General features: G+C 57.5%; 12 protein-coding genes. 6 read left to right on the top strand and 6 right to left on the bottom strand.

All coding sequences use genetic code 11. The features are described from left to right. Nucleotides 1-20: 20 nt before the first annotated feature. Entirely contained in the window at nucleotides 21-3,272 is a 3,252-nt protein-coding gene (locus tag PbB2_RS02940; protein WP_108983768.1) for an efflux RND transporter permease subunit, read from the top strand. Between the two features lie 62 nt (nucleotides 3,273-3,334). Here the strand turns inward: PbB2_RS02940 and PbB2_RS02935 are convergent, their stop codons facing one another. Beyond that, on the bottom strand, nucleotides 3,335-4,786 hold the full coding sequence (locus PbB2_RS02935; RefSeq protein WP_108983767.1) for an AMP nucleosidase: 1,452 nt from the start codon (nucleotides 4,784-4,786) through the stop codon (nucleotides 3,335-3,337). Between the two features lie 91 nt (nucleotides 4,787-4,877). Then, complete coding sequence (gene cysK / locus PbB2_RS02930; protein ID WP_108983896.1) at nucleotides 4,878-5,852, bottom strand: cysteine synthase A; 975 nt, start codon at nucleotides 5,850-5,852, stop codon at nucleotides 4,878-4,880. 153 nt (nucleotides 5,853-6,005) lie between these two features. Here cysK and PbB2_RS02925 point away from each other — a divergent pair, with 153 nt between their 5' ends. Then, nucleotides 6,006-7,511: an ATP-dependent DNA helicase gene (locus tag PbB2_RS02925; protein WP_192576129.1), complete on the top strand. Its 1,506-nt coding sequence runs from the start codon at nucleotides 6,006-6,008 to the stop codon at nucleotides 7,509-7,511. A 55-nt stretch (nucleotides 7,512-7,566) separates the two neighbouring features. Next, nucleotides 7,567-8,313, top strand: a complete 747-nt coding sequence (locus PbB2_RS02920; RefSeq protein WP_108983765.1) for an acid phosphatase — start codon at nucleotides 7,567-7,569, stop codon at nucleotides 8,311-8,313. A gap of 12 nt (nucleotides 8,314-8,325) precedes the next feature. Here the strand turns inward: PbB2_RS02920 and ppc are convergent, their stop codons facing one another. Together ppc and PbB2_RS02910 are read right to left on the bottom strand one after the other, a co-directional pair. Beyond that, nucleotides 8,326-11,010 (bottom strand): phosphoenolpyruvate carboxylase, encoded by a 2,685-nt coding sequence (ppc, locus tag PbB2_RS02915; RefSeq protein WP_108983764.1) that lies wholly within the window; start codon nucleotides 11,008-11,010, stop codon nucleotides 8,326-8,328. Between the two features lie 115 nt (nucleotides 11,011-11,125). Further along, the gene (locus PbB2_RS02910; RefSeq protein ID WP_108983895.1) at nucleotides 11,126-12,175 is read right to left on the bottom strand and encodes an HpcH/HpaI aldolase/citrate lyase family protein; all 1,050 of its coding nucleotides are present in this window, start codon (nucleotides 12,173-12,175) and stop codon (nucleotides 11,126-11,128) included. A gap of 107 nt (nucleotides 12,176-12,282) precedes the next feature. On the opposite strand from PbB2_RS02910, the gene truA reads away from it, so the two are divergent. Further along, nucleotides 12,283-13,071: a tRNA pseudouridine(38-40) synthase TruA gene (gene truA, locus PbB2_RS02905; RefSeq protein WP_108983763.1), complete on the top strand. Its 789-nt coding sequence runs from the start codon at nucleotides 12,283-12,285 to the stop codon at nucleotides 13,069-13,071. On the opposite strand, the gene PbB2_RS02900 is transcribed toward truA, so the two are convergent. Continuing rightward, nucleotides 13,068-13,817, bottom strand: a complete 750-nt coding sequence (locus PbB2_RS02900; protein WP_108983762.1) for a chorismate mutase — start codon at nucleotides 13,815-13,817, stop codon at nucleotides 13,068-13,070. The two genes, truA and PbB2_RS02900, sit on opposite strands and share 4 nt — an antisense overlap. A 140-nt stretch (nucleotides 13,818-13,957) precedes the next feature. Between PbB2_RS02900 and murJ the strand changes: the two genes are divergently transcribed. Together murJ and trpS are read left to right on the top strand one after the other, a co-directional pair. After that, the gene (gene murJ / locus PbB2_RS02895; protein WP_108983761.1) at nucleotides 13,958-15,562 is read left to right on the top strand and encodes a murein biosynthesis integral membrane protein MurJ; all 1,605 of its coding nucleotides are present in this window, start codon (nucleotides 13,958-13,960) and stop codon (nucleotides 15,560-15,562) included. Nucleotides 15,563-15,576: 14 nt separating this feature from the next. Beyond that, entirely contained in the window at nucleotides 15,577-16,596 is a 1,020-nt protein-coding gene (trpS, locus tag PbB2_RS02890; protein WP_108983760.1) for a tryptophan--tRNA ligase, read from the top strand. Between the two features lie 12 nt (nucleotides 16,597-16,608). Here the strand turns inward: trpS and PbB2_RS02885 are convergent, their stop codons facing one another. Then, a complete protein-coding gene (locus PbB2_RS02885) occupies nucleotides 16,609-18,159 on the bottom strand; it encodes a sodium:solute symporter (RefSeq protein WP_108983759.1) in 1,551 nt (516 codons plus the stop codon). Between the last annotated feature and the right edge of the window lie 80 nt (nucleotides 18,160-18,239).

The following is an 18,239-nucleotide window of genomic DNA, read 5'->3' as shown; positions in this document are numbered from 1 at the left end:
CGGATTGAAGGAATTCTCTGATGCGCAATATTTCCTCCTGGGCCATCAAAAACCCGATCGCACCGATCCTATTGTTCTTCTTGTTGACGATCATGGGTATCGGCTCCTTCTTCAAATTGCCGATCAATTCTAATCCAGACATTGATTTTCCCGCCTTTACGGTGTCGGTGGGCTTGCAGGGCGCTGCGCCAAGTGAGCTGGAAAATCAGATTGCCACCAAAATCGAAGGTGCGCTGGCCTCAATTGAGGGTGTCAAAAAGATCGAGACCACTTTGGTCACCGGGGCGTCGGAAACCTTTGTCGAACTTCAGATTGGCACCGACATTTCCAAGGCCGTGGATGATGCCCGTGCAGCAGTGTCCCAGGTGCGCGCCGATCTGCCGGATGGGGTGGACGAGCCCCAGGTCACCCGCGTCGACTTCAACTCGCAAGAACCGCTGGCGATTTACTCCGTACGGGGCCACGATATGGCTCCGGAAGATATATCTTGGCTGATTGATCGTGAATTCAGCCGCCAACTTTTGGCGGTCAAGGGTGTTGGCCGGGTAGACCGTTGGGGCGGTGTGAACCGCCAGATTACCGTGGAACTTGACCCTGCTCGCCTTACCGCTTTTGGGGCAACTGCGGCTCAGGTGAGCCGGGCCTTGCGCTCGCAGAACATTGACCTCCCCGGTGGCCGTTCCGAAGCCGGGGCGGGTGAGCAAACCATCCGCGCCTTAGGCTCTGCGAAGACTGTCGAAGAGCTAAGCAATACACCTGTGGCTCTCGCAAATGGCCGGGTTGTGCGCTTGGCCGATATTGCCGACATCCGTGATGGATCAAGCGAAATCCGTGGCATTGGGCGGTTTAACGATCAGCCCGTGGTCATGTTCCAAGTATTGCGCTCGAAGTCAGCCAGCTCGCTCAAAACCTACGAAGCCGTCAAGATCAAGATCGACAAGCTTCGCAAAGCCTATCCCAATCTAACAATCGAACCGGTTTTCACACCCACCGACTATGTCCAAGAGAGCTTTGACATGTCGATGGAGACATTGTTTGAAGGTGCTTTGCTGGCCACTTTGGTGGTTGCCGTCTTCTTAGGAGGTTGGCGACCGGTTGTTGGGGCAGCAGCGGCCATCGGCTTAACCCTACTGGCTTTGGCGTGGGTGCTCAAAGTTTCGACCGGCATTGTGATTTCAAAGACGGCACTATTGGCCATCGGCACGGTCATTTTGGCGGTGGTGACATTCATCATCAAGGATGGTCGGGCGACATTCCTTGCAGCCATTGCCATTCCATTGTCGACGATTCCGACATTTTGGGTGATGAGCCTCCTGGGCTTCACCCTCAATGATGTCACCTTGCTGGCGCTCGCTTTGGTGGCAGGCATCCTCGTGGATGACGCCATTGTGGAAATTGAGAACATCGTGCGCCACATTCGCATGGGTAAATCACCCTATGCAGCGGCACTCGAGGCAGCTGATGAAATCGGCCTTGCCGTGGTTGCGACCACATTTACCATCGTCGCGGTTTTTGCTCCGGTCTCGTTCATGACGGGCATTGTCGGCCAATTCTTCAAGAGCTTTGGGTTGACGGTTGCGGTCGCGGTCCTGTTCTCGCTTCTGGTTGCGCGCCTGATCACACCACTTTTGGCCGCCTTCATCCTGACCCGGTCGCCTCCGGAGCATGAAGGTGAAGCTGGCAAACGTTACATTGACTTCCTTGAGCTTTCTCTGCGCCATCGCTGGAAGACCGTCGCAGTGGGTGTAGCCGTGATGGTTCTGTCGGTCGTGATGTTGAATTTTGCCCCCAAGACCTTCACCCCCACCATTGATCAGGGCTTTGTGCAAATGCGCATCGACCTGCCGCCTGGCCTGTCACCCGACGAGGCTGATGCGCGTGCCCGCGAAGTGGCTGGCATCGTAATGGACCAGCCGGAAACCAAATCTGTGGTGCAAAGTGTTGCTGGCGATCTGACCGGGGCAAGCTTCTTCATCTCGCTGGTGGACCGCAAAGAGCGTGACATCACACAGCAAAAATATGAGGGCAATCTGCGCACGCTTGTGGCGCAAATTCCGGGCATTCGCGCCCGCTTCGGCGGGGGCTGGGGCTCAAATGATCTCCAGATTAACCTCACGTCCGATGATGCGGATGCTTTGGCCAAAGCGACGGCCCGGGTGATGGATGAAATGCGCAAAAAGCCCTGGGCGGTTGATCTGCGCTCGTCTGCTGACCTGACCCGCCCTGAATTACACATTGTGCCGCGCCGCGAGGAGGCAGCGCGCTTGGGCGTATCGATTGCTGATATTGCCACGGCAGCCCGCCTCGCCACGACAGGTGATATTGACCTCAACCTCGCCAAATTTAACGCGGGCGAGCGTCAAATCCCCATTCTTGTGCGCTTGGCTCGCGAAAACCGCGCCGATGTGGAATCGATCGCAGCATTGCGGGTCAATACGGCGTCCGGCGATACTGTGCCCTTGAGTGCCGTAGCCGACATTTCCTTTGGTGGCGGCGAGGCGCGGATCAGCCGGGAAGATCGTCAACGCGTGGTGACCATTTCCTCAAGTCTTGCTCCTGGCTATCAATTAGGGCCCATTTTCAACGAATTGAAGCGTTCGGATTTCTATAAGAATCCAGGCCCCGGTGTGTCGGTGAAACCTGATGGAGATGCGGAAGAATTGGGTGATATGTTCAGCCAATTCGGCAGTGCAATCGGCTTTGGCATCCTGCTCATCTATTGTGTGCTGGTCCTGCTGTTCCGCGACTTCTTGCACCCAATCACTATTCTGTCGGTGATTTTGCTCGCTCCGGCGGGTGCCTTCATCGCCTTGGGATTGGTGCGCGAGCCGATGTCGCTCCCGGTGATGATCGGTCTGTTGATGCTGATCGGGATCGTTATCAAGAATTCCATCCTCTTGGTCGATTTTGTGATTGAAGCCCAACACAAGGGCGTGCCACGCCATGAGGCGCTGATTGATGCCGCCAAAAAGCGGTCGCGTCCCATTGTGATGACCACCATCGCCATGATTGCGGGCATGATCCCGGCAGCCATGACGACCGCGGGTGCGGGTGCATTCCGCCACGGGATGGCGATTGCTGTGATCGGTGGCCTGTCACTCTCAACCGTGTTGAGCCTGATCTTCGTACCCGCTGTCTATACGCTGATCGATGATCTTGATCAGAAGGTGAAGCGCTTCTTCTCGAAAGTGCCGACGGTGACCCGCGAGGAGCGCGCCATTGCGTTGAAGGAAGAGGTCGAGCGTCGGGCCAGTCAGGCCGCAGCCGAATAGGCCGCACACCAAACGCAAAGGGGCCCCAGTCCGGGGCCCCTTTTTTGTCTATCACATGCAAATCAGCGAAATGGCGGCTCGTCAAAGCTGCGCAATTTGCGCGAGTGCAGGACCACACCGTCGTGGCGCATGCGTTCCACTGCTGCGATGCCGATCTTCAAATGCTCGCCAATCGCGCGTTCATAGAATTTGTTGGCGGTGCCCGGGAGTTTGATTTCACCGTGCAGCGGTTTGTCGGAAATGCACAATAGGGTGCCATAAGGTACGCGGTGGCGGAAACCCTGGGCTGCGATCATGCAGCTTTCCATATCCACACCAATCGACCGGGAAATATTGATCAAACGTCGTTCGCGACCCCAATAGAGTTCCCAGTTGCGGTCCGAGAAACTCACAACCGTTCCGGTCCGCAAGCGCCGCTTAAGGGCTTCCCCGCTTTCGCCGGTGACCTCCATCGCCGCCTGCTGGATCGACATTTGGACCTCAGCAATGGGAGGAATGGGGACATCGGCTGGCAGAATTCGGTCGAGCACTTCGTCCTTGCGCAAATAGGCGTGCGCCAAAACATAATCGCCAATGCGCTGACTCTGCCGCAGACCACCGCAATGGCCCACCATCAGCCAGCAATGAGGACGCAGAACAGCCAGATGATCGGTGATGTTTTTGGCATTGGATGGGCCGACACCGATATTGACCAAGGTAATGCCGTGGCCGTCCCGCGCTGTGAGATGATAGGCGGGCATCTGGTATTTTCGCCACGGGCTGGCTGCCACCCGGCCTTCGGGATCGTCGTCCAAGTTTGACGCGTCAATCGTGATACCGCCTGAACAGATTAGTTTTTCATAGCGGTCGCCTTGGCGGATTTGCTCAATCGCCCAACGAACAAACTCGTCCACATAGCGGGCGTAGTTTGTGAACAGGATCCAAGGCTGGAAAGCCCGCCACTCGGTACCGGAATAATGGGTCAAACGTTTCAGCGAGTAATCAACCCGCAATCCATCATAGAGTGCAAGCGGTCGATAGTCGCTGTTCTGGAAATCATATTCCCCATCGACGATCTCGTCCCCCACAGCCGTCAGCTGAGGAGTTGGGAACCAACGCGCCAGTTCTTGTGGCGGTACATCGCCCACGCCCAGATCGCTGACCCCATCAATCACATAGGAATAGGGCATTTCGGCATCCGACAAGCCGACCTCGACCGTCGCGCCATATTCATTGACGAGTGGGTCCAGATTTTCGAGCAGATAGTCGGTGAACAAGGCTGGATGGGTCACCGTTGTGGTATATACACCCGGCGCATTGAATTTAGCATAGGCACGCTGGGAAACAGGCGGCGGCCCATCGGGTGCATAAGTCACCCGGATTTCTGGATAGCGGAATCTTGCCCGCTCTTCCGGCGTTGGCGGAACCCGTGTCTGAACAAAGCGGGCGAGGGCATCGTGCAGTGCCTGGACTGAAGATGCGTGAATGTCTTGGAGCCGATCAATGGCTTCCTGGGGAGTTTTACATGGAAACATGGCCACATCTGGCTGTTAGATTGTGTCTTGTCAATCACCAGACTGTGCCGGTGGATATTTGGCCTGCCGCATGACAGGCCAAAATCCAGCCTCACCCGATGTCGTCAAAAAGGGCTGAAGAGATGTAACGTTCCGCAAAGCTCGGCACGATGAAGACAATGCGCTTGCCGGCAAATTCTGGCCGCTGGCCCAGTTTGATGGCTGCAGCGAGATTGGCACCCGTGGAAATCCCACCGGGCACACCTTCGGTGCGGGCCAGATCGCGACTCACCTCAAACGCCTCTTCATTGGTGACGGTAATCACTTCATCGATCACAGTGCGGTCGAGAACGTCAGGTACGAAGCCTGCACCAATGCCTTGGATCTTGTGGGGACCCGGTGCGCCGCCAGACAGAACCGGGCTGCCGGCTGGTTCAACCGCCACGACCCGCAAACCGCTATGGCGCGCCTTCAAGACTTGGCCGACGCCCGTAATCGTCCCCCCGGTTCCAACCCCGGCTACAAAGGCATCAATCTGGCCGGCCGTATCGGTCCAGATTTCTTCGGCTGTGGTGCGCCGATGAACGGCGGGATTGGCCGGATTGACAAATTGTCCGGGGATCAAGGCATTGGGCGTCTCCTCGACCAATTGCTTGGCCCGTGCCACGGCCCCTTTCATGCCTTCGGGTCCGGGTGTCAGCACCAGTTCCGCGCCAAGGAAAGCCAGCATTTTGCGGCGTTCAAGCGACATTGTCTCCGGCATGACGAGGATCAGGCGATAACCGCGCTGGGCAGCAACAAACGCCAAGGCAATGCCGGTATTGCCAGAGGTCGGTTCGATCAGGACTGAGCCTTCCTTGATCAGGCCGCGGCTTTCCAATTCTTCGATCATAGATACGCCAATGCGATCCTTGACCGACGCGATTGGATTGAAGAATTCCAGCTTTCCCAGAAGCTCCGCCTTCACCCCATGTTTGGCCGCAATCTTGTCGAGCCGCACCAAAGGTGTTGCCCCGATGGTTTCGGTGATATTGGCAAAGATCCGGCCCTGTGCACGCGGGGCGGTGGTGTTGGCGTTTTGTGTCATGGTCAGTCCTCACGGTGTCGCGCCTGTGTAGCACAGCAGGTGCGGGCTGCGTCCATCAGATTCAAGTTAGAAAATCTAATCCATGCATATCAGATGCCGGACAGCTTGACGCGACGCGCGCAGCCCCGGATGGAAAGGGCAAAGGAAACGCGGGTGAAAACAATCCGGGAAATGCCATTGCGGGGCGGGCTTGCGCGCCTGGTCGACACCGGGAAGGGCTTCTCGGCTGTCTTGATCCGCAATGGATCAATTGTGGCCAAGGTCGACGATCCAGATGGCGCGATGGCCATGGCGCGCTTGCAAGCTGGGCATGGCAGGATTGAAGCAGCCCCCCGTGAGCCCGTCTTCACGCTGGCCGATGGACCATATCGGCCAGTGGCAGAGCGAATTGAACAGGCTGAGGGCGGCGTGTTCCTTACCGGTCGGGCTGGCACCGGAAAGACGACTTTCTTGAAGGCTTTTCTGGATGAGACGGAGTTGAAGGCCGCCATTGTCGCCCCGTCTGGCATTGCCGCCCTCAATGCCGGTGGGCAGACGATTCATTCCTTGTTCAAGCTGCCCCCGGCGATGATCCAGCCCCAAGATGTGCGTCGTGTACGCGAAGGCCGCATGTTGCGGGCGCTTGATCTGTTGGTGATTGATGAAATCTCCATGGTGCGGTCGGATCTGATGGACGCGATCGATCGATCCATGCGACTGCACCGCGGGGTGGCACGCCCCTTTGGTGGGGTACGCGTGTTGTGTGTGGGCGACAGCGCACAATTGCCGCCGGTGGTCAGTCGCGAGGATGAACCGGTCCTGCAAGAATGGTTTGGTGGCCCATATTTTTTTGATGCCCCTGCCGTCAAAGCCCTTTCATGGACCGCCATCGAACTTCAAGAGGTTTTCCGTCAGTCCGACGCAGCCTTTCTGGCTTTGTTGGACCGGATGCGGCGTGGCCGACCAACTCTGCAGGATGCAGAGCTGCTTGATACGCGCGTGGTGGGTGAACCCCCGCCCTTTTCAGAGGCCGATGGCGAAGGGGCCATTGTTCTGACCACGACAAATGAGGCAGCCCGACGCATTAATGATATGGAGATGGCGCGCTTGACCGGGCCTGAAGCCTCTTACGGGGCGAAGGTCGAAGGCCAATTTGACGAGCGCATCTTTCCAACCGACAGCGATCTGGTTTTGCGGGTCGGCGCGCGGGTCATGTTGTTGCGCAATGATGCCGACAAGCGTTGGGTCAATGGCACACTGGCCACGGTGGTGGATCTTGGCAAAACCTCTGTTTTTGTGCGGATCGGCGGAAGGGTGCATGAAGTCGAGCCTGCCGATTGGGAGCGTTATGTCTATGAACCGGATGCTGATGGTGAGCCCCAACGCAAGGCCGTTGGCGTCTTCCGCCAAGTTCCGTTGCGCCCCGCCTGGGCACTGACTGTTCATAAGGCGCAGGGCCTGACGTTTGATGCCGTGCATGTCGATTTTGGCCGCGGTGCTTTTGCGCACGGGCAAACCTATGTCGCGCTGTCGCGTTGTCGCACGCTGGAAGGTCTGACGCTGTCGCGCCACTTGCGCCGCACCGATGTTCGGGTGGATGATGCGGCTTTCGCCTTTGCCGACAAGGCGATCTATGCCGATCTGGGTGCGTTCCGAGTCGGCCGGATCGAGCCTGACTAAAGGCCAGACCATTTTGTGTCCCAATGCGATGTTGGGACGGTGTTAGGAGTTAGACATGGTCAAAAGTCCCATCCTTTGGAAAGCTCGCACCTTCTTCAGCCGTCACTTGATGTGGTTTGCTGCGGCGCTCCTGCTCAGCACCGGTGCTTTTGCTGTTGCCCAAGCCGACGAGATCAAGGGCTATCTTCCTGCCGGTGTTACCGTTGCTGATTTTCCTGCCGCACCGGTAACAGGTTCTGATCAAGACCAAAAGGATCGCGCCGCCGCCCTTGATCTTCAAGCAAAACGCACGCCTGAGCGTGTGGCTTTGGCCCAAGCCGATCAAAAACTGGATGTCTATGCGGCGTTCGGCTCCGTTCTAGGGCCTGATATTACCGAGGCGACCACACCCAAGCTCGCCCAGCTTATGAGGCGGGCATCCCGCGACGTCGGTGCTACAGTCTATCCGATTAAGGAGACTTATAAACGACCACGTCCACCCTTGGCAGACCCCGCCGTGACGCCCTGTGTGCGCTTGCCGGAAAATGGGCTCAATTCTTACCCCTCGGGCCATGCCATGTGGGGCACCACAATTGGGGCGATCCTGGCCGATTTGATACCGGCCAAGGCCGAGGCCTTACAAGCCCGCGCACGTGACTTCGGTGCAAGCCGGGCCGTGTGCGGCGTTCATTATCCCAGCGACGTTGCCGCAGGCCAAGCCTTGGCAGTTCCGCTTCTGGCCCGGCTGCGCACAGATCCAGCCTTCCAAGCAGATTTTGACGCGGCCCGAGCTGAGCTTCGATTACTCAAGCAGACCCCTTGAGGCCAGCGGGGGTTAACCCGTATTGCGCAGACCGGCGGAGATGCCGTTGATGGTCAACTGAATCCCACGTTTCAACGTCTCGGCCTGATCGCCGTCTTGGCCTGCCCGCAATTGACGGATCAGCTTGACCTGCAGCAGGTTCAACGGGTCGAGATAGGGCATGCGCAGCGAGATGGAGTGGGCCAAGGCTGGATTATTGCCCACAAGCTCGCTTCTTCCGGTGACCTGCTCCAGCGCCTTCAGGGTCAGATGCCATTCAGCCTCAATGCGGCCAAAAATGGCCTGCGCCATCGCCTGATCATCGACCAACTCGCTATAGCGCCGCGCAATGTCGAGGTTGGCTTTGGCCATCACCATCTCGATGTTGGAGACCAAATTGGCGAAATAGGGGCTTGACCGATAAAGTGCGGATAGATCGGCCATGCCCGTGGCCCCCATATCCTTTTCAAAGCCGGCGATCGCACTGCCAAAACCATACCAGCCAGGCAGATTCACCCGCGCTTGCGACCAGCTAAACACCCAAGGGATCGCCCGTAAATCCTCGATCCGGCCTGAAGCGGTCCGCGCGGCTGGGCGGCTGCCAATCTTGAGGTCCACAATTTCTTTCAATGGCGTGGATTGATGGAAATAGCGGGCAAAATCCGGCGTGTCATAAACCAGACCGCGATACGCCTTGAAGGCAAGCTCGCTCAAACGCGGCATAATACGGGCCAAGGCCTCTTCCTGCACGGCATCGGCTGGCAGAAGTGCGGCCTCCAAGCTCGCCCCCACCAAGGTTTCGAGCGAGACACGGGCGCTGTCCGGATGGCCATATTTGGATGCAATCACTTCGCCTTGTTCGGTGACCGACAGGCCTGACTCTATCGCCCCGGCTGGCAAAGCGGCAATCGCGTCACGTGACGAGCCACCACCGCGACCAATCGACCCACCGCGACCATGGAAGAAACGCATGGTCACTCCCAATTCTTGCCCCAGTCGCACCAGTCGGCCAATTGCGCCGCGGACTTCCCAATTGGCCGTCAGATAGCCACCATCCTTGTTGCTATCGGAATAGCCGATCATCACTTCCTGCACCCTGTGTCCGGCTGCGCGCCCTGCGCTGACTTCCGGCAAATTGAGCCAAGTGCGCATGATGTCTTCGCTGGCCTGCAAGTCGGCAATGGTCTCAAAGAGAGGCGCAATCGCAATTTGCGGACCCGGTGCAGCCGCGTCAGGAGTAAACAGCCCGCCTTCTTTCAAGAGCAAAGCCACTTCAAGCAAGTCGGATACGCTGTCTGTTTTCGATACAATGACCCGACGCAACACATCGGGCCCAATCGCCTGACGCAATGCCGCAGCCTGCTTGAAGACTTCAAGCTCTTTCAAAGTCTCTGCGCTATAGGCGGCATAAGGCGTTGAAAGGGTGCGCGGTGACCGCCATTGGCTGCGCAACAGCAAGATGCGTGCAGCTTCATCAAGACCCTTGTAATCAGCCTCAAGCCCAGCAGCGGCCAGCAATTCGCCCAGTGTCCGCTCATGCACGTCGGAGTTTTGGCGTAATTCCATCTGGGCAAAGTGAAAGCCAAAAACCTTCACCCCGGTGATCAACCGGGCCAGCCGTCCATCTGCCACATCCCCTGCGGCATGAGCCCGTAAAGACTGGCCGACAATGTCCAAGTCGGTGATGAATTCGTGTGGATTGCTATATGGTGCCGCAACCAATTCGGTGGTCCGGGCTGGTGCTCGACCCGTGACGACCTGATAAGTCGCTGCCAAGCGGGCATATATCCCGCGCAAAGCCTGCCGATAGGGTTCGTCCGCACGGTGAGGCGAACTGTCGTGGCCGGTTGTTGCCAGATGTGCAAGATCAGCGGTCACCGACGTCAATTCCGTCGAAATCGACAGCTCGCTGCCCAATTGGTGCACTTCATCCAGGAAAGAGCCCAGAAGCAGACTGGCATGAGACATGACAGCAAGTCGAAGGGTTTGGGCGTTGACGAAGGGGTTGCCGTCACGGTCGCCACCAACCCAGGACCCCACGCGCAAAATCCCCGGCAAGGGCTGGCCCAGCCGACGTTCCAGCCGCCGGATCAGATTGGGCATTTCTTTGAGGAAGGAGCGACCGAGCACGCTCGCAACATTGGCAATTTCGTCAGCCACTTCGATACGCTCGCCGCGCAAGACGCGGGTTTGCCATAAGAGGCGAATATCCCGGCGGAGGCGCTCTAACCGAACATCGCGGCCATCCAAAGGATCAAGATTTGCCGCCAATGTATCTGCAATGGCTGCTTCCCGGTCGAGCACACTCTTTCGCCGCACTTCGGTGGGGTGGGCGGTCAGAATGGGGGCGATGACCATGTGCGACAGCACGCGGTGGATATCTGCCGCCGTGCGTCCGGACCCGCTGTTCAACAGCGCTAATGGATCCTGGCGGACCGTTTGGATGCGGCTGGCATAATCATCTGCCAGATTGGCCAATTGCGAGAAAACGCAGAAGCCATGAATGAACACCAATGTCTGGTCCAACTCGAGGCTGTCGAGCAGGCTGACCGTCGCGCCGCGGGGGGCTTGGCCCCGATACTCCCGCACAGATTCTGCGCGAATGGCTTCAATTGCCGTAAACAGGGCTTCGCCATGCTGGTCGCGAATAACATCACCCAGCAGGGCACCTAAGTCCTTGATCAGATCACGCGCGGAGGTCGATTTTATTTCAGTCATGCCACATTGAAGGTCATGGTTTCCTTAAGGGCAAGGCCCGCACTGTGTTGAGGCATGTGCCAACTGTACCCGCTTCCCGCGTGGGCAAAGCTGCCTTCGCGACAGGCATGAGGCCTCAAAAACCGTAGGCGGCGGCCATCTCGGGATCTTTGGCGGCAACCAGACGGGCAGAATCCAGCATGACTTTGGCCTGTTTCCAAGTTGCATCATCCTGCATCTTCCCATCGAGCATGGCCACACCACTGCCATCGGGCATGGCGTCCAGAATGCGCCGGGCGAATGCGACTTCTGCTGGATCGGGACTGAAGACCTTTTTGGCAATCCCAATCTGATCGGGATGGAGCGACCAAGCCCCCGCACAGCCCATGATGAAGGCGTTGCGAAATTGCTGTTCGCAGGCTTCCAAATCCTTGATGTCACCAAATGGTCCATAAAAAGGCTTGATCCCGGCAGTCTGACAGGCATCAATCATTTTGGCGAAGGTGTAGTGCCACAAATCCTGCTGCACACTGACGCGTGCGCGCCCGTCGGCATGAGGGTCTTCCACCACACGATAGCCTGGATGCCCTCCGCCCACGCGTGTGGTTTTCATCGCCCGGCTGGCAGCCAGGTCAGCAGGGCCGAGGCTGATCCCCTGCATGCGCGGGCTGGCCAGCGCAATGGCGTCGACATTGGCCACACCTTCGGCAGTTTCGAGAATAGCATGTAATTGGATTGGCCGATTGATCCCGGCCTTGGCTTCCAACTGCGCAAGCAATTGGTCCAGATAATGGATATCCCAAGGTCCCTCGACTTTTGGCACCATGATAACGTCGAGCTTGTCGCCCACCGCGGCGACAATTTCCATCACATCATCGAGCATCCATGGGCTGTTGAGACAATTAATCCGCGTCCACAGACCGGTGCCCATGCCGGCAAAATCAGCACTTCGCGCCATCTCGATAAAGCCAGTCCGGGCCGCTACTTTTGCGTCGGCTGGAATGGCGTCTTCCAGATTCCCCAGGATCACATCAACGCCGCGCGCAATCTCAGGCACTTTGGCACGCACTTTTTCCAAATGCGGCGGTACGAAGTGGATCATGCGCTCCACCCGGACGGGTAGGTCGCGATATGGGGCAGGTGCCCCAATGGCCAGAGGCTTAAAAAAGGCACGGGGAGTCTTCATGAGCACAGTTTCCATCTTGTGTTTTGAGTGGGCTAGGCTGACCAGTCAGAAAGGTCAACGCAGCAAAGGGGTTCGCAAGGCCTTAGCTGCTGCGCTAAAGCCGTTTCATGCAGCGCTGGAAACTTATTCTTGAATATGACGGCACCAATTTTGCCGGCTGGCAAAGCCAGGCGGCAGGTAATGGTGTGCAGGATGTGGTTGAACGTGCGATCATGGCCGTTGAGGGCACCTTGCGACGCACCCAAGCCGCCGGCCGCACGGACAGGGGTGTTCATGCCACAGGTCAAGTTATTCACGTGGATCTGGAAAAGCCGTGGCAGCCCTTCCGCCTGCAAGAAGCCCTGAATGCGTGGCTTCGCGATTTGGGGCCGGTTTCCGTGCTGGATGTGGAAGCCGTGCCTGATACATTTCATGCCCGCTTCTCGGCCAAAGGTCGGGCCTATCTCTTCCGCATGGTGGATCGCCGTCCACCACTGACGCTGGAACTTGGTCGGGTCTGGCGCGTCAGTCAGGACCATGACGTGGCTCGCATGCAAGCAGCCGCCAATGTGCTGTTGGGCACACATGACTTTACCACGTTTCGCGATGCTGATTGTCAGGCCAAGAGCCCGGTCAAGACCTTAGACAAGTTTGAGATTTATCGCACAGAAAGTGTTTTTGGCACGGAAATTCACGCCCGCATTCAGGCCCGTTCCTTCTTGCATCGGCAGGTCCGTTCAATGATGGGGAGTTTATCCGAAGTGGGTCGGGGTCGCTGGGGTCCTGAAGATGTGCGCGACGCTCTGGAGGCGCGTGACCGCAAGCGGTGTGGCCCCGTGGCCCCAAGTGACGGCCTTTATCTGACCGATGTACTCTATGACGATTCTCAAACGCAGACCGGAGACGATCCGGCCTAAACCAGCGCGAAGCAGCCAACCAGCCTCACGCCTGCTGCCAATGTCGCGTCTTGGTCGAAAAAGCTGCTTAATTGCACGAGGCTGTACGGCCCTTGCCGTGTAATCTCCAAGCCGCCATAGGCTGTCAAAACATCGCACGGCCCGGCCAGCAAAGTGGTGTCCTTTCCAGACGCCTCTGGTGCGCGGTGGGCCAAAAGCAGGGCTTCGGGTACGCCACTTTGGGCAATTTGCGGGCTAGCGGCACAGACATGCACCCCCGATAGGCTGGCATCCAACAGATCGACCCACCAACCTGTCCCCGCATCGGGCCACGGCAGGCAGGCAATGGTGCGTGCGCCCTGCTTTGCCGCCACCAATGCTTCCGCGGCACTCAAAATCCGCGTTTCACTCGCTGCCCCAAAGGCCAAACGGGCCCAGGGTGCGGCTTCCAATGTGGTGACAATATCCAGTCCGCCTTGGGCTGCCAGATTGGCCGAGATCAGCGCCCGCCAAACAGCGGCAGCCAATGACGGGTCCAAATCCGGCTGTCGTGCCAAAAGCTTCCTGAGAATCTCAATCTCGCGCGCAGGACGCCAGCCGAAGCCGGTTTCGCCTTCCGCCTGCTTGGCTGCCGCAATCGCCCGCGCCAAACCCGACCGTTGCGCAATCAGACGCGCCAATTCCCCATCTATGGCATCAATCGCGTCGCGCAATGCTGCCATATCGGCAAGTTGGGCAGTCTTGAGCAAGGGGGTGGGCATATTCATGCGTCAACCATGGGGAAAAAACCGGGATCGCGCAAGATTATTGCCTGAATTTGGCCAAGCTTGCCGCCAATGTCAGCGGGTACCCTCCCCGACGTGGGTCTGACAGGCTAGTGGTGCATTTAATTGGAGCTGATTTGTCCATGTCGCTTGCCCGCAACACTCTCGTCCAAGCCGGATTTACCTTGGTCAGTCGCCTTTTGGGCTATGCGCGCGACCGGGTGATTTCCAATCTGATCGGTGCAGGCTGGGTCGGTGATGCCTTTGCCACCGCGCAGGCCTTCCCCAATCTGTTTCGGCGCATTCTTGCCGAAGGCGCATTCAGCCAAGCCTTCGTGCCCTTTTATGCGCGCACGCAAGCCGAGATCGGCAAGGAGCGCGCTGCCGAAGTCGCAGGAGACGCTTTTTCAGTCCTGACATTGGTGGCGGCTGGCGTGACCCTGTTGGCACAAATTGCCATGCCTTGGATCATGTTGGTCATCCATGGCGGCTATGCCGACCAACCCCAGGCATTCCAGTTCGCGATTCTATTGACCCAGATCACCATGCCTTATCTGGTCGGAATGGCGATGAGTTCGTTATTTGCCGGAATTCTCAACACGGCAGGTAAGTTTGCCCTCTCGGCGGCCGCACCGACTGTTTTGAACCTCACCATTCTGTTGTCGGTCGCCTTTGTGCGCGAGCCCCACCAAGCCGCTTTCAATGCCGCAGTGGCGATTACGGCCTCGGGCTTTTTGCAAGCCGCCGCTCTTTATATCGGCTGCCGCCGCTTGGGCGTCAAAATCGGCTTCCGCAAGCCCATTCTGACCCCTGAGGTCAAGACAATCATGACGGTCATGGTCCCCTCAGTGATTGCTGGCAGCGCCACCCAGATCAATGTGTTGGTCAGTCAATCCTTGTCCAGCCATGAGGTTGGGGCCAAATCTTGGCTTTATGCTGCCGACCGTCTGTTCCAATTGCCATTGGGGTTGATCGGCGTGGCGATTGGGGTGGCTTTGTTGCCGCGTTTGGCACGCGCTGCGGCTGATCCCAAGTCTGGTGATGGTACCAAGGCGCTTGATGAGGCCTTTGTATTGTCCATGGCGTTCACATTGCCCGCGGCTGCAGCCCTTGTCGTCATCCCCTTCTTTTTGATGCAGGGCTTTTGGGCTGGAGGGCAGTTTACCGAGGCTGATGCCCGCGCCACAGCGGACGCTCTGTTTCATTATGGCTGGGGCGTCCCCGCCTTTGTGATGATCCGCATTCTCGCCCCGCCATTTTTTGCGCGTGGTGATACCAAAAGGCCGATGAATTACGCGCTCGTCGGGGTTGTGGTGAATGTGTGCCTCGGTGCGGCGATCTTTTATGGACTACGCGCCATAGGTCAGCCCGGTTATGTTGGCTTGGCAGTGGCAGCCAGTCTGGCGGGCTGGGCCAATGCCCTCCTATTGGCAGCCACTTTGCTGCGCGAGGGCACTTGGAAGCCTGAAGGCTGGGCCATCAGCAAATTGGTCCGCATCCTGGTGGCAACTTTGGCCATGTCCTTGGTGTTGGCCTATGCAGGCCTCAATCGGGTCCCGATTGAGGGCTGGTTTGAAGCCCGACTGATCTTTGGCAAGGAAGTCGCCACATTGCTGGTGTGTTTCATCGGGGCAGTTGTTTATGGCGCAGCGGCTTTTGCCTTGCGGGCCGTGACAGTTGCAGATATCAAGCTCGCCCTCCAGAAGCCGACCGGGCCTGCCCCCGCCGGGACGACTGACGACTTTTAGAACGGTACAAGCGGATGAATGAGACCATGACCAAGCGGGTGTTTTCCGGGGTCCAACCAACGGCCAACCTGCATCTTGGCAATTATCTGGGTGCAATCAAACGCTTCGTTGAGTTGCAGAACGAGCCTGGAACCGAGTGCATCTATTGTGTCGTGGACCTCCACGCGATTACTGTGCCGCAAGACCCTGAAAAGCTGCGAGCCCAGACGCGCGAAGTGGCTGCAGCCTATTTGGCCGCCGGGGTAGATCCATCCCGCTCGATTATCTTTGTGCAATCCAATGTCTCCGCCCATGCTGAGCTTGCGTGGATCCTCAATTGTGTCGCGCGCATGGGCTGGTTGGAGCGCATGACCCAGTTCAAGGATAAGGCTGGCAAGAATGCGGAGCGCAGCTCTGTGGGCCTGTTCGATTATCCTGTCCTGATGGCGGCCGACATTCTGGTCTATAAGGCTACCCACGTACCGGTAGGGGAAGATCAGAAGCAGCATTTGGAGCTGGCACGCGACATTGCGGCCCGATTCAATACAGACTTCAATGTTGAGGGCTTCTTCCCCTTGCCAGATCCCATCATTGGCGGGCCTGCTGCGCGCGTAATGAATCTGCAGGACGGGCTTAAGAAAATGTCCAAGTCAGATCCTGCCGACAATTCGCGCATCAATCTGACAGACTCAGTGGATGTTCTGGTGCGCAAGATCAAAAAGGCCAAGACCGACATGCTGCCCATGCCCAGCCATGTGGATGAGCTGCATGATCGTCCTGAGGTCGACAATCTGATCAGAATTTATGCGGCACTGTCGGGCCTGAGCAAAGAGGCCGTCGTGGCCGAATTTGCTGGTGCAGGCTTTGGGGTCTTTAAGCCTAAACTGGCTGATCTGGCTGTTGAAAGTCTTGGACCTGTCATGACGGCCATGGCGCGCTATCTTGATGATCCCGCGCAGATCGATGCCATCCTGCGAACAGGCGCAGAGCGTGCCAACGCCTGCGCGCAACCCATATTGGCAGAAACCAAGAAAGCCGTCGGCTTCTGGTCCTGACACACTGTTGGATCAGGCCGTGGCAGGCTTCTTTGTCTGTCCTAATTGGCAGACGAGGAAGGCCACACTTGTGCCGATGCATAATTGCCACGGGAAGGCGAGGCTCTTCCACGATGCTGGAAGACCGAAATAGTCCACAATATAGGCTTGCTGCACCAGAATGGTCATAAAGCCTGCGATTAAGGCTGCGATCACGCTGGCGGTTGAACCGCGCTTGGTGAAGACAGCTGTGATATAGACCCCAGACAGACCGGAATAGGCAAAGGCCATCACCGCCAGCACGAAGGTCAGAAGCGGCGTGTCGGTATATTGTTGCCAATAGAAGCACAAGATCGACATGGCAAAGAGCGCCAGCCCCAGAACCACCATGCCAATCTGGCCCGCCCGCACATAATGGGCTTCTGGCTTGGGGCCGCGCTTATCGCGCCAAGGCCGATAGAAATCCTGCACCAGAACCGAAGACATCGAGATCAGACCTGAATTCACCGCTGCTGCTGCAATCACCCCCACAGTCACAAAACCGCGCAGGCCAGGTGGCATTTCGGTGAGAATAAAGGTCATGAAGACGGTAATGTCCTGGCCGTCAAACTTGGTCATGACATTCTGACTGCCTTCTTGGATCATCAAATCGGGCCGCTGGTAAAAGACATAGAGCAGCGAGCCGATCGTCATGAAGATCAGGACCACCGGAATAGTGGCAAATACCGACACAAACATCGCCTGATTGCCTTCTTTGGCATCCTTGCAGGCCAAAAGACGCTGGGAGGTATCCTGATCGAGGCCAAAATTGCAGGCGTTGAGCAAGGCCACGCCAGTAATTAAAGCCCAAAAGGAAAACGGGGCTGAAAAATCAAGACTGAAGTCAATGATTTGTAGCTTGTTGACCCCCTCTGGCGTATGAACCAGACCTTGCCAAATCTCCGCCGGGGTAGCGGGAATTTTCATCAGGAGAAAGCCCACCACAGTCAGTGCGGCGGTCACATAGATCGCCACTTGTACCAGGTCACTCCAGATGATGGCATTGAGCCCACCGATGAAGGTAAAGATGAGGCCGAAGACCAGAAGCAGGAGGGAGGCTTGCACAATGTGTTCAGGTGCAATGTCGCCAAACATGATCATGGAGACCGCGATGGCGGCCAGATAAAGACGTGCGCCGCTCGCCAGAATCCGGCCCACCAGATACATACCGGCTGCAGCCTGACGCGCGCCGCGATCATAGCGCTTTTCCAGCAATTCATAGACGGTGGTGGCCTGCATGGCATAAAAGCGCGGCATCAGCACCATCGCCACAATGATCGCCCCAAGGGCTGCCCCGATATTGCTGCCCAGATAGGTAAAGTCGCCACGATAACTGGAATCTGGCGCGCCCAAGAATGTGGCGGCCGATTGGCTGGTCGAAAGGACTGATACGGCGACCAGCCAGATCGGCACCTGATTGCCCGCCAAGAAATAGTCATTGGCTTTGGACATATTGGTGCGTGTTGCGAGCACACCGGCCACCGCAATGATGGCAACATAACCGCCGAGGATGGTCCAATCGAGGGCCGTAAATCCGCTGACCATGTTTTGCCCCCGCCGTTGTGTGCAAGCGATGTATGGCACAGGCTGATGATGGCCGTCTAGCGCTTTGATTACCCGGTGTT

Source organism: Candidatus Phycosocius bacilliformis (assembly GCF_003112735.1).
In the GTDB taxonomy this organism is placed as follows: Bacteria; Pseudomonadota; Alphaproteobacteria; order Caulobacterales; family Aquidulcibacteraceae; genus Aquidulcibacter; species Aquidulcibacter bacilliformis.
The sequence above is the reverse complement of the archived record's forward strand: the minus strand, read 5'-3'. Positions and strand labels throughout refer to the sequence as shown.